Origin of the sequence: Ralstonia sp. R-29 (genome assembly GCF_049913345.1) — a bacterium.
In the GTDB taxonomy this organism is placed as follows: Bacteria; Pseudomonadota; Gammaproteobacteria; order Burkholderiales; family Burkholderiaceae; genus Ralstonia.
This window is the reverse complement of record NZ_CP184377.1, coordinates 1,640,163-1,652,721: the sequence shown is the minus strand read 5'-3', so window position 1 is coordinate 1,652,721 and position 12,559 is coordinate 1,640,163. Positions and strand designations below refer to the sequence as shown.

General features: G+C 65.2%; 11 protein-coding genes. 4 read left to right on the top strand and 7 right to left on the bottom strand.

Features of this window, described 5'->3' with window-relative positions; translation table 11 throughout:
- Positions 1–145: 145 nt before the first annotated feature.
- Positions 146–1,582 carry an aldehyde dehydrogenase family protein gene (locus tag ACN9M1_RS07740; RefSeq protein WP_426398629.1) on the top strand — a complete coding sequence of 479 codons (1,437 nt, stop codon included), beginning with the start codon at positions 146–148 and terminating at the stop codon, positions 1,580–1,582.
- 63 nt (positions 1,583–1,645) lie between these two features.
- On the opposite strand, the gene ACN9M1_RS07735 is transcribed toward ACN9M1_RS07740, so the two are convergent.
- Positions 1,646–1,906 (bottom strand): DUF1289 domain-containing protein, encoded by a 261-nt coding sequence (locus tag ACN9M1_RS07735; RefSeq protein WP_426398628.1) that lies wholly within the window; start codon positions 1,904–1,906, stop codon positions 1,646–1,648.
- Between the two features lie 5 nt (positions 1,907–1,911).
- Positions 1,912–3,798 (bottom strand): glycoside hydrolase family 15 protein, encoded by a 1,887-nt coding sequence (locus tag ACN9M1_RS07730; protein WP_426398627.1) that lies wholly within the window; start codon positions 3,796–3,798, stop codon positions 1,912–1,914.
- 35 nt (positions 3,799–3,833) lie between these two features.
- On the opposite strand from ACN9M1_RS07730, the gene ACN9M1_RS07725 reads away from it, so the two are divergent.
- From ACN9M1_RS07725 to ACN9M1_RS07715, 3 genes are all read left to right on the top strand, one after another.
- Positions 3,834–5,066 carry a DUF2252 domain-containing protein gene (locus ACN9M1_RS07725; protein ID WP_426398626.1) on the top strand — a complete coding sequence of 411 codons (1,233 nt, stop codon included), beginning with the start codon at positions 3,834–3,836 and terminating at the stop codon, positions 5,064–5,066.
- Between the two features lie 154 nt (positions 5,067–5,220).
- Entirely contained in the window at positions 5,221–6,762 is a 1,542-nt protein-coding gene (locus tag ACN9M1_RS07720; RefSeq protein ID WP_426398824.1) for a methyl-accepting chemotaxis protein, read from the top strand.
- 105 nt (positions 6,763–6,867) lie between these two features.
- Positions 6,868–7,335, top strand: coding sequence for a hypothetical protein (locus ACN9M1_RS07715; RefSeq protein ID WP_426398625.1), 468 nt, complete (start codon positions 6,868–6,870; stop codon positions 7,333–7,335).
- An 18-nt stretch (positions 7,336–7,353) separates the two neighbouring features.
- Here ACN9M1_RS07715 and ACN9M1_RS07710 read toward each other — a convergent pair whose 3' ends face one another.
- From ACN9M1_RS07710 to ACN9M1_RS07690, 5 genes are all read right to left on the bottom strand, one after another.
- The gene (locus tag ACN9M1_RS07710) at positions 7,354–8,076 is read right to left on the bottom strand and encodes an MgtC/SapB family protein (protein ID WP_426398624.1); all 723 of its coding nucleotides are present in this window, start codon (positions 8,074–8,076) and stop codon (positions 7,354–7,356) included.
- Between the two features lie 108 nt (positions 8,077–8,184).
- Complete coding sequence (locus ACN9M1_RS07705; protein ID WP_426398623.1) at positions 8,185–9,288, bottom strand: SDR family oxidoreductase; 1,104 nt, start codon at positions 9,286–9,288, stop codon at positions 8,185–8,187.
- Between the two features lie 316 nt (positions 9,289–9,604).
- Entirely contained in the window at positions 9,605–10,636 is a 1,032-nt protein-coding gene (locus ACN9M1_RS07700; RefSeq protein ID WP_426398622.1) for an XdhC family protein, read from the bottom strand.
- 54 nt (positions 10,637–10,690) lie between these two features.
- Positions 10,691–11,335 carry an SRPBCC family protein gene (locus tag ACN9M1_RS07695; protein WP_426398621.1) on the bottom strand — a complete coding sequence of 215 codons (645 nt, stop codon included), beginning with the start codon at positions 11,333–11,335 and terminating at the stop codon, positions 10,691–10,693.
- A complete protein-coding gene (locus ACN9M1_RS07690; RefSeq protein WP_426398620.1) occupies positions 11,326–12,558 on the bottom strand; it encodes a vWA domain-containing protein in 1,233 nt (410 codons plus the stop codon). Before ACN9M1_RS07690 ends, ACN9M1_RS07695 begins: the two co-directional genes overlap by 10 nt.
- Position 12,559: the final 1 nt, after the last annotated feature.

Here is a 12,559-nt window from a genome sequence, read left to right as displayed (position 1 = left end):
TCTCCCTCGGCCGGCATGTCAGCGGCGCGCGCTGCTGGCTCTACAATAGACCGATCATAACCGCCCGGGCGCGGCGTGAGTCTTAGTCGCAACCCGGATAGAACAACGCGCAGACCGCGCATCCACCAGAGCGAGACGACCAACGATGCAGCAACGCGACAAGCTTTTCATCAACGGCAAGTGGGTGGCGCCGCAGGGCAAGGGCGTCATTGAAGTGATTCATTCGGCTACCGAAGCGGTGATGGGGACGATTCCCGAGGGCAGCGTCGCCGATGCCGAAGCGGCCGTGGCAGCGGCACGCGCCGCATTCGACGGCTGGGCCGCTACGCCCGTTGCCAAGCGCGCCGAGTACATCCAGAAAATTGCCGATGGCCTCAAGGCCCGCAGCGAAGAACTGGCGCAAATGATTGCGGGTGAAGTCGGCATGCCGATCAAGCTGGCGCGTGCCATCCAGGTGGGCGGCCCGGTCTATAACTGGGGCAATTTCGCCAAGCTGCTTGGCACGTTTGAATTTGAGGAGCATGTCGGCAACTCGCTGGTAGTGCGCGAGCCCGTGGGCGTGGTGGGCGCCATTACGCCGTGGAACTATCCGCTGAACCAGATCACGCTGAAGGTCGCGCCGGCGCTCGCTGCAGGTTGCACCGTGGTGCTCAAGCCGTCGGAAGTGGCGCCGCTGAATGCCTTTGTGTTGGCGGAAGTCATTGAAGAAGCGGGGCTGCCGCCGGGCGTGTTCAACCTCGTCACTGGCTATGGCCCCGTGGTGGGCGAGGTGCTGGCGAGCCACCCGGAAGTCGATATGGTGTCGTTTACGGGCTCGACGCGTGCTGGCAAACGTGTGGCCGAGCTTGCGTCGCAGTCGGTCAAGCGCGTGGCGCTGGAGCTGGGCGGCAAATCGGCGTCGGTGATTCTGGAGGATGCAGATCTGTCGGCGGCGGTGAAGGGCACGCTGTCGGCGTGCTTCCTGAACTCGGGGCAGACCTGCTCTGCACACACGCGCATGCTGGTGCCGCGCGCCAAGTATGAAGAGGTGAAGGCCTTAGCCGCGCAGTTCGCCCAAAGCTATGTGCCGGGCGACCCCGCGCAGGAAAGCACACGCCTGGGCCCGCTGATCTCCGCCGTGCAGCGCGATCGCGTGCTCGGCTACATCCGCAAGGGCCTGGAAGAGGGCGCGGAGCTCATCACCGGCGGTGTGGAGGCGCCGGAAGGCCTGTCCACCGGCTTCTTCGTCAAACCGACGGTGCTCGGCAACGTCAAGACCACCGACACCGTGGCGCGCGAAGAAATCTTCGGCCCAGTGCTGACCGTGATCTGCTACGACAACGAGGAAGACGCCATTCGCATTGCCAACGACAGCATCTACGGCCTGGGCGGTGGCGTGTGGTCGGGCGATGAGGCGCACGCGATTCGCGTGGCGCGTCGCATTCGCACTGGGCAGGTGAATATCAACGGTGGGCCGTTCAACATGCAGGCGCCATTTGGCGGCTACAAGCAATCGGGCCACGGGCGCGAGAACGGCAAGTACGGGCTGGAGGAGTTCCTGGAATACAAGGCGCTGCAACTCAACCCCGCGCAGAACGCGTGATCGACAAGCGGGCGCCCAAAAAGAAACCCGGCTTCGGCCGGGTTTTTTCGCTTGCTGTACCGCCTACTTGCGGCTGCCGTCGGCGTTGTAGCCCTGGGCGGACCCTTCGGCCAGGATGCGTGTCCAGACCACGTTGCGTTCCTCATCGCTCATGAACACCCAGTTGCTGACTTCCAGTTGGGTGCGCCCGCAGCCTTGGCAGACCTCGTCGAAGAGGGTCGAGCAGATGCCGATGCACGGGCTGTCGGGGCGGCCTAGCAGGGTGCTGCCGGACGCACTGGTTTCGTCATCGGTCATGGGCGGGAAGGCGGTCGATTCGGTCATGGGCACTATTTTACCGGCTTCGCTCCTGGGCCCGGCTGCCCCGTCCGTTGGCCCACGTGATCCGCCGCTGCACACAGCGTGAGCGCGGAATTGACCAGCGCAATGTGCGAAAACGCTTGCGGGAAATTGCCGACTAACCGCCCCACGCGCGGGTCGTATTCCTCCGCAAGCAGCCCCACATCATTGCTCAGCGCCAGCAGCTTGATGAAGAGCGCGCGGGCTTCGTCGTGGCGGCCTTGCATGATGAGGTTGTCGACATACCAGAAGCTACAGGCGAGGAAGACACCCTCGCCCTCGGGCAGGCCATCGGCCACGGCCTCGGTGCGGTACCGGCGTACGAGGCCATCGACCAGCAGGTCTTCTTCGATGGCTTTGACGGTGCCTCGGATGCGCGGGTCCGACGCCGGCAGGAAGCCGACCAGCGGCAGCATCAGCAGGGCAGCGTCCAATTCTTCGCTGCCGTAGCTCTGCACGAAACAACCGCGGCGCGCGTTGTAGCCATGCGTGCAGACCTCGGTGTGAATGCGGTCGCGCACGGCGCGCCAGCGGTCCACGGGGCCTTCTAGGTTGAAGTCTTCGATGGTCCTGACCGCGCGGTCGAACGCCACCCAGGCCATGACCTTGGAATGCGTGAAGTGCCGCGAGGGGCCACGCACCTCCCAGATGCCTTCATCGGGCGTTTGCCAGAGGGTTTCCAGATGCGTCATCAGCGCGACCTGCAGGCGCCAGGACGCTTCATCGCCATCGAGGCCGCCCTTGCGCGCGATGTAGAGGGCGTCCATCAGTTCGCCATACACGTCGAGTTGCAATTGCAAGGCCGCTGCATTGCCGATGCGCACGGGTTGCGCACCTTCGTAGCCAGGGAGCCACGGCACGGTCCATTCGCCCAGACGGCGTTCACCTGCTATGCCGTACATGATCTGCACCTGCGAGGGGCTACCTGCGATGGCGCGCTCCAGCCATTCACGCCAGGCACGGGCTTCGTTGTAGTAGCCGGCGTTCATCAGCGCGAGCAGGGTGAGGGTGGCGTCGCGCAGCCAGCAGTAGCGGTAGTCCCAGTTGCGCACGCCGCCGAGCTGTTCGGGCAGCGATGTGGTGGGCGCGGCCACCACGCCCCCGGTGCGGTGATAGGTGAGTGCCTTGAGCGTGATGAGCGAACGCAAGACGGCCTCGGTCCATTCGCCCGCGCCCTGGCAGCGGCCCGACCACGCCCGCCAGCGCGCCTCAATGTCGACCTGCGCTTCGAGCGCATCGATGGAATCCGGCAACGGCAGATGCGATGGCGAGTGCGACAACACGAAGGGCATCGCCTCGCCTTCGCTCACGGAAAAGTCCGCCACGGTGGACAGGTTCTCGCCCCGGATGGGCGCGGGCGTGCGCAAGGTCACCATGTCGGGCCCGGCGATGGCGCGCAGCACGCAGTCAGGCATGTCACACGGGGGCTCGGCGGGTGTACCGGTGGTTTCCGATACGCGGCTGACCCACGGTACGGAGGCGCCGTAGTCGAAGCGAAGGGTCAGATTCATGCGCATATCGACCGTGCCCGATAGCCCTCGCACGATGCGGATGAGGTCCGATGTGTCATCGCGTGTGGTTGTGGTGCCGGGAAGGCGCACGGTCATCAGGTCGGTCAGGCTGACCGTGCCGGTGTCGGTTTCAAACACCGTCTCCAGCACGAGCGTGCCGGGCAGGTAGCGCCGATGCACTGTACGTACGTTGCCCTGCGGGGCAATGCGCCACCGGCCATGGTCAGGCGTGCCGAGCAGCGCGGCAAAGCACGCCCCGGAATCGAACCGGGGCCAGCACAGCCAATCGATGGAGCCATCGCGCGAGACCAGCGCCGCGGTTTCGCAATCGCCAATCAACGCGTAATCTTCGATTTTCGAGGGCATTGCACTCCACTTCACATCATCGACGAGGCCGGACCATGCACGACAGCACGCGCACCATTCTTGAATACAACGCCGGGCGCGATCCGGAACGCTTTACCCGCAAGCTCGCCGCCATCGCGGCCGATCCGTTCTCGTTCTTTCGCGGCACCAATAACCTGTACGCCGCCTCCCTGGCCCACGCGCCGTTGCTGCACGAAGCGCCGCGCACGCTGGTCTGCGGCGATCTCCACCTGGAGAACTTCGGCAGCTTCAAGGGCGACAACGGCCTCGTCTATTTCGATATGAACGACTTTGACGAGGCCCTGGTCGCGCCTTTCACGGTCGACCTCGTGCGCGTGCTGTCGAGCCTGCAGGTGGCGGCACGCAGCTGGAAGCTGGCCGACGAAGACGCGCACAACCTGTGCCGGCGCTTTCTCGATACGTATGCCGCTGCGCTGGTCGACGGCAAGGCGCGCTGGGTGGAGCGCGCCACCGCCACCGGCATCGTGTACGAGCTGCTGCGCGGCTTGCGCAAGCGCAACCGCGCCGCTTACCTAGCCAGCCGCACGGAACGCGACGGCAACCGCATCAGCCTGCGCATCGACGGCCGCCGTACATTGCGTGCCAGCAAGGAAGAGGCCCGCCGCGCGCGCCGCATCCTGGAGGCGTATGGGGAACAGGGCAATGGCCATGGCCAGCGCTTCATCGCCATTGACGTGGCAAGGCGCATTGCCGGCACCGGTAGCCTGGGGCTGGAGCGCTATTCCGTGCTCGCACGCCCCGAGAACGACCCCGCCACGCTACGGCTGATCGACATCAAGCTCTCCGTGCCCAGCGTCTGGGCGGATACGCTGGGCAGCGCGTGCAGTGTGGCGCCGTGGCGTAGCGAGGCCGGCCGCGTGGTGGACATCCAGCGCGTGTCGCAGGCGATTTCGCCCGCGTTGCTGCGCGGGGTGGTCTATGGCGCCAAGGGCGAAAAACCGAAGTCGTACGTGGTCAAGAGCCTGCAGCCGACCGCCGACCGCGTGGCGCTGGGCTCGGGCAAGCACGTCATCGCCAACCTGGACGATGCCCTGCAAACCATGGCGCGCGTGGCCGCATGGTGCCACCTGCGCGGCTGCGGCCGGCACGGCACCGACCTGGTAGAGCGGGTGCAGGACTATGCCGCCGGCACGGCATGGCGCAAATCGGCGCTCAAGCTGGCGGCCCACGGGCGCCAGGTGTCCCTCAAGCAGTGGGCCGAATTTGCCGAGGACTACCGGCAGGCCCGCAAAGGCAATCCCGGCTGATCTTGCACCAAAATGAGGGCGAAGGGTGCGCTAATGCGCACGCTGCCCTCAAGTTCTGCACCAAGGCAACCGATAGTGCGGAGGTAGCCGGCCGCCCGGCGCGATCGTCGCGCCTGCGTGAGAAGCCGTGCACGCCACTCTCGCCGCCCCGCCCATGTCCGCCCGCCTGACCATCCGCACCCGTCTGGTGCTCTCGGTTTCACTCCTGTTCTCGCTCGCTTTGCTGATTGGCGTCGCCGGCTTGCTGGGGCTGCGTGATGCCAACCGCGCGCATGAAGAAACCTTCACCAACCAGTTTCCGTCCGCACTCGCGCTGGGCGAGTCTGACCTGAGCCTCACGCGTGCCCGTACAGCACTCGACAAGGCAATGCTGTATCCGGAAGACAAGGGTGCGATGAAGCTGCTGGATCGCACCGAAGAGCTGATTGCCGAGTCGGATGTCGCCTGGAAGAAATACCTGGCCCTGCCGCGTGATGCGGAAGAGGACCGCTTGGCCAAGGAGGTGGCCACCAAGCGTGAAGCTGCGTCAGGCAGCCTGCGCGACATCATCAAGGCACTGCGCGCCGGAGACCGCGCAACGGCAGACAAGATCATGGAAAAGGGCGTCTCGGCGGCCTTCCGTGATTCCAATGACTCCAGCCAGGCACTGAGCAAGAAGCAGCTCGCGTTCTCGAAAGCCAACTACGACGCATCGCGCGAGGCGTATGCGCGCTTCCGCATGATCGTGGTTACCGCCATCGCCTTTGCGCTGGTGGTGGCGCTGTGGTGTGCGTGGTCCCTGCTGCGCGCGATTGTGGGGCCGCTCAATGCCACGCTGGCGCAGTTCGACCGCATTGCTGCCGGCGATCTGACGCAACCGGTGCACATTGACCGCCAGGACGAAATGGGCCGCCTGCTCGAAGGCCTGGCCCGCATGCAAAACGCGTTGACCGATACGGTGCGCCGCGTGCGTAACGGCTCGGAATCGATTGGCTCCGCCACCAAGCAGATTGCCGCCGGCAACGCAGACTTGTCGCAACGTACGGAAGAACAGGCCAGCTCGCTGGAAGAAACCGCATCGAGCATGGAAGAGATGACCTCCATCGTGCGCCAGAACGCCGATAACGCACGCCAGGCCAGCCAGTTGGCCGACAGCGCCTCGGACGTCGCCGCCAAGGGCGGTGCCGTGGTGACCGACGTGGTCGCGACCATGCGCGAAATCAGCGCATCCTCGCGCACGGTGTCGGAAATCATCGGCGTGATTGACGGGATTGCGTTCCAGACAAACATCCTCGCGCTCAACGCCGCCGTAGAAGCGGCCCGTGCGGGCGAGCAGGGCCGCGGCTTTGCCGTGGTGGCTGGCGAGGTGCGCAACCTCGCGCAACGCAGTGCCGCTGCCGCCAAGGAAATCAAGGAGATGATCGAGGCGTCGCTGGCCAAGGTCGAGACCGGCAGTGCGCTGGCCGAACGCGCCGGCAGCACGATGGAAGACATCGTGTCCTCCATCCGCCGCGTGACCGACATCATGGGTGAGATTGCTGCCGCCTCGAACGAGCAAAGCTCTGGCATCGAGCAGGTCAACAAGGCGGTCACGCTGATGGACGAAGCCACGCAGCAGAACGCTGCGCTGGTGGAGCAGGCCGCCGCCGCCGCCGAATCGCTGGAAGAACAGGCCCAGGCGCTGAATGCTGCGATTGCGGCGTTCCGCCTAGTCTGAGCGTATCGATACGATTTGCCGTATGCGTCGGCATGTGTTGCGGTAACTTGCGTTGAGCACGGTTTCGGTTGATATAACCGGCTGGCTCAATCAAGGAATCACACCATGCCGTTCATCATTGCCGGGTTCGCGCTGATTGGTCTGCTCGTCTACGGCGCAGTCCGGTTGTACGTAATCGTCGCTGCGGCTTACGGCGCCGTGGCAGGCAGTGCGGCGGTGCTGGTTGCCACGGCGCTGCTAGCCTGCGCGGTCATCACCCTCATCCGACGTTACCGCGCTGTTCATGGCGTCAACGTGAAAGGGCAGCGGATCGTGTCGCTCAGCGGGAGCTGGGGCCAGGTCGCAGTAGATGCCGAAAGCAAGCGCGGGACGCTGCAACTCCATGGTCAGGACGCCCGCTTTCTCTTTGCTGATATTGCCGGCGCCGATGCGGTCGAGCGCGAAGGCGCCTGGACGGTGGCGCTGCGCCTGAAGCATCAAGCGCAGGCGGAGTGGCTGATCCCGATGCGCAATCATCAGGAAGCCAAGCGCTGGGCGAAGATTTTTGCCCTGGCAGCCACACAAGAGCTTTGAGCGGCGGCCTGATCCCGATCACTCCGTCGTGCTCGGGTTCCAGAACGCCTGGGCCACATGCGGCTGCGATTGCAGCGCATTGACGATGCGGTCCAGCTCGGCCGCATTCACGGCGGTGGACATCAGCATGGCTTCGATTTCCACATGGTCTTCCCCAAAGGGCTCGACCGACAGATCGCTGATGGGGTAGCTGGCTTCTTCCAGCAGGCGCTCCAGATCGGCCAGGGCTTCCTTCTGGCGCTCGCTCGTGGAGATCACGCACATCGTGTACGTGACTTCGCTGGCTTGGTTGTCCAGCGGCGTGCGGTTGATGCGGTCCACCACGGGCCGCAGCAGGATGTTCGACGCAAGCACGAATAGCGTCACCAGAATGGCCTGACCGATCAGATCCGACCCCGCCGCCGCGCCCACAGCGGCTGAACCCCACAACGTGGCGGCAGTATTCAGCCCGCGCACGTTCAGCCCTTCCTTCATGATGGTGCCGGCGCCCAGAAAGCCGACGCCCGACACCACATAGGCGATCACGCGGGTGGTGTCCGATGCCGTGCCGATCTGCGCGGCCATATCGACGAAGGCTGCGGCCGCCACGGCCACCAGTGCGTTAGTGCGCAGGCCAGCCGTCCGCTGCCTGATCTGCCGCTCGAAGCCGATCAATGACCCCAACGCAAACGCCGAGGCAAGGCTGATGAATGAATCCACCAGCGTGGCGACATTGAGATGGACGAGGGCTTGCAGCGTCATCGGCGGCTCCTTATTGATGTGGACCGGAGTCTCAGTTCGGGGCGCCGAGGGTTATAGCATGGCGCCATGACACGCCGTGCGGCCCGGTAGGTTGAACGGGCTGAACGGCTACTTATAGTCCCACTGCATCTGCTCGGGGATCGGCACGGCGTCCGAGGTTTCGAGGCAGCGGTCGAGGTAGGCGAGCAGGGAGCGCGGCTGAAAGCCGGTCTCTTGCACCAGCCGCGTGTTGTCGAACACGTAGCTCATGCTGGCGAACTTGGCATACAGATGGATGCAGCGCGCGACCAGGCGCACGTTGCCTTCGCCGGTCATGCTCAGGAATTTGCGCGCCAATGCTTTCTCGGCGATTTTTTCCTGGTACACGTAGCCAGCCAGCGCCTGGGCGTCTTCTTCCGGCGTCTGGCAGCGCTTGAAGCGCGGGTACAGCGTTTCAATGCGCTCGGAGTTCGCATCGCCGGCGCTGATGTGGTACAGGTTGTGCGCCAGCGTGGGCTTAGTCGACAGCCGCACGATGGCTTCCGCGCAATCATCCACGGGCAGGATGTCGACGCGGTCGCTCAGGCGGCAGCTGAAGGTCTCGAGCATGGCCACCATGCGCAGCATCCAGAAAATGCTGCCCGAGGGCTCGCAGCCGAGCGTGCTGTGGCCCACCACGATGGACGGCCGTACCACCACCAGCGGCAGCTCCGGCACGTCTTCGCGCAGCTTCAGCTCAGCCATCCCCTTGGAATACGTATAGGGCACCGCGTGATGCTCGATGGTCGGTACGTCCCAGCTTTCGCTGACATGGCGGTTGGCCAATTGACCACACGACATGGCTGTGCCGATCTGCAGGAAGCGCTTGAGCCGCTTGCCCTGCGCGGCCAGCTTGCCGAGCGCCAGCACGCCACCGACGTTGGTTTCCCACAGCGACGGGTGATTCGAAAACGTGGCCAGCGCCGCGCAATTGATGATGACTTCCGGATCGCCCAAGTTGGCGGCCCCGGCATCGCGCAGGTCGAACAGCACGATTTGCGATTCGGTGATGGCGTCGAGCGCGGCCGGCTCGAACGCAAACCGGCGCAGATTGCTGCGCAGCCGCGCCAGCCCTTCGGCAGGCGTGTCGCCGCGCACGGCAAAGCGCGTGTCAGCCAGCAAACCTTTGGCTGCCAGATTCGCGGCAATGGCGCCGCCTACGAAGCCGGTCGCGCCGGTCAACAAAATACTCATGCGAAAAAACTCGAAATCCTAAGGGGGCGAAGCGGATGACCTTTCCGCTTGCAAACAGTGTTCCGCTGCATTCCGCTGCAATACGAGCGGCGCCGCATGACGCGACTGTCACGCAACAGTTACGCGACATGCTCGGTAGGGAACGGGCGCCGCCACCCGCTCAGGGCAGCGCACGGTGCGGGGTTTGCCGGGGCCGCATGGCAGGCGCCATGCAGGGCGGCCGGAAACCCGCGCAAAACCGATCATTTATATGAATGTAACCTTTCAGCCACCTTTCTAGCGAGCGTTTTCGAGCCGCTCCTCAGGAGGATTGACGTCAGGCCTGTGGTAGGGCGCACCCCGATGTTGCATTTGCGGCAATTTCGCGCGCGGCCTTGGCGCCTTCCACCTGCAGGATGGTTGGCAGCGATACGCCGTTCTTGGCGGCCGTCACCTCGGCCAGGATGGAAATGGCGATCTCCGGCGGCGTGCGGCTGCCGATGTAGATGCCGACCGGCCCGTGCAGGCGTGCCAGTTCGGCATCGCTCAGGTCGAACTCCTTCAGACGCTCCCGGCGGTTGGCGTTGTTGCGGCGGCTGCCCAGTGCGCCCACATAGAACGCGGGCGTTTTGAGCGCCTCCATGAGCGCGAGGTCGTCCAGCTTGGGGTCATGCGTGAGGGCGATGACGGCGCTGCGCTCGTCAAGCTTCATGGCCATCACTGTGTCGTCGGGCATGGTGCGGACCATGGCGACGCCCGGGATTGACCAGTCTTCGCTGTATTCCTCGCGCGGGTCGCATACCGTGACCTGGTAGTCCAGGCCCACGGCGATCTGGCACAGATAGCGCGAGAGCTGCCCCGCCCCAATCACGAGCATTCGATAGCGTGGGCCGTGGATGGTGACTAGGCGCTGTTCGTCAAACTGCAGGCCGTCGGTGGCGTTGGCGTGTTGCAGCACGGTCGCGCCGGTGGCCATATCCAACGTGCGGGCGACGAGCTGACCGGCTTCCACGGCGTGCAGCAGGGCATCGATACCGCTGGAGGCATTGAGCGGCTCCAGCACCAGTTGCAGCGTGCCACCGCAGGGCAGGCCAAAGCGGTGGGCTTCTTCTGCGCTGATGCCGTATTTCACGGCTTCGGGCTTGGTGTGGTGCAGGCCTTCGCGGCGCACGCGGTCGATGAGGTCGTCTTCAATGCAACCGCCCGACACTGAACCCACGACGACACCATCGTCGCGCAGGGCGAGCATCGCGCCTTCCGGCCGGGGTGACGAACCCCACGTTTTGACCACCGTGACGAGCAGCACGCGCCGCCCCTGTTCCAGCCAGCGCACGCTGGTTTTCAAGACTTCAAGATCGACGCTGTCCATGATGCGGCTCCTGCGCGTTGGCGTCAGTGCGAGAGGGATACCAAGGGAGGCCGATTATGCCCCGTGGTGCAAAAACAGGTAGGCCGCCACCACGGCCACCACAGCCACGATGATCCACGGCCACGGGTTGCGCGGCTGCACCGCCGGGCTGATGGCGGATGTGCCTTGCCGTGCACCGTGGGCCTGGAGTTCGCCGCCTGCCAAATCGGGGATGGCGTGTTCGGCCGGCACGCCGTCCACAGTGGGCGAGGCGCCAAGCTCCGCCGCAAAACGCTGGAAAAATTCATCTGCCAGCTTGCGTGCGGCGCCATCGACGAGCCGCGAACCAATCTGCGCGAGCTTGCCGCCCACCTGTGCGGTGGCGGTGTAGGCCAGTCGCGTTACGGTCGGTCCCTCGGGCGTCAGTTGGACTTGCGCCGTGCCCTTGCCGAAGCCTGCGGCACCGCCTTGGCCGTCGAAATGCAGTGTGTAGCTGCGCGGCGGCGTGATCTCCGACAGTTGCATGCGCCCCTTGAAGCGCGCCTTCACGGGCCCGACGGCGGCTTGCATGGCGATGTCGTAGGCGGGCGTGTCGCCGTCGGAGGCAGCGGTCAGGCTTTCGCAGCCGGGAATGCAGCGCTGCAGCACGGCCGGGTCGTTCAACGCATCCCAAGCGGTTTGCAGGGGCACGGGCAGGAGGTGAGTCTGGGTCAGTTCCATGGGGCGGTTGGTCGTGCAGGGGTGGCGTGAGACGGCGTGCGCGGGATGCGTGTGCGGCGAGCATGCGCCAATTCCTGCTCCAGCGCAGTCAGGCTGTCGAAATGGTGAGCCGGCACCATCGCGTCCACGTATGGCAGGATCGCCCGCACACCGCGTGCCCGGGGTTCAAAGCCGGCAAAGCGCAGCAGCGGGTTCAGCCAGACGATGCGATGCGCGAACCGGGCCAGACGCGCCATTTCTGCGTCGAGCAGGTCGATATGCTCGTGGTCGAGCCCATCGGTCACCAGCAACACGGTGGCGCGGCCGGAGAGCGTGCGGCGTGCCCAGTGGCGGTTGAATTCGGCCAGCGCGGCGCCGATGCGTGTGCCACCGGACCAATCCGGCACAAGCTGCGCGATGGCCTGCACGGCGATGTCCGGATCGCGCTCCCGCAGTTGCCGCGATACGTTTGTCAGCCGCGTGCCGAACAGAAAGGCCTGGATGCGCTCGCGGGATTGCACCAGCGCGTGGCAGTAGTACAGCACCGCGCGCGAATAGCGGCTCATCGATCCGGAAATGTCGAGCAGCAGCACGAGCGGCGGTGTGCGGTCGACAGGTTGGCGGTATTTCCAGCCCGTCCATTCGCCGCCGGCGCGCACGGTTTGGCGAGCGGTGGCGCGCAGGTCCGGGTGCCGGCCGCGCGAGGCGGCCTTCAGCCGGCGCGTGCGCTCCTGCGCCAAGTGCACCCGCCTGCGCCGGATCATGTGTTGCAGCGTGCGCCATTCCGCGGCGTTGAGTGTGTCGAAGTCGCGCGTACGCAGGGCTTCGTTGGCAGAAAACGCCAGCGGCGCAACGATGTCATGGCGCTCGCCGTCGGGGGTGGATGTAGGCGGCAGGCTGGTCGATGATTGCGCGCGCAGCGCATCGGCCAGGCGGTTGCTGCGTGCAGCGGGGGGAACGCCACCGCGCACCTTGGGCAGCAGCAGGGCGCGCAGCTTGCCTTCCCAGTCCGGATCACGCCAGAACACATTGAAGGCGGCATCGAACAGCGTGCGTTCATCGGGGTGGGAAACGAGCAGGGCGGACAGCGCGGCCTTCACGTCGTCTCGGCGGCCGATGTCGATGTGGCTGAGCGCTTCAATGGCATCGACCGCACGTGACGGCGCCAGCGGCATGCCGGCATTGCGCAGTAGGCGCACGAAGTGCGTCACGTTGCGGGCGAGCATAGGCAGGTGCGCTTGCATG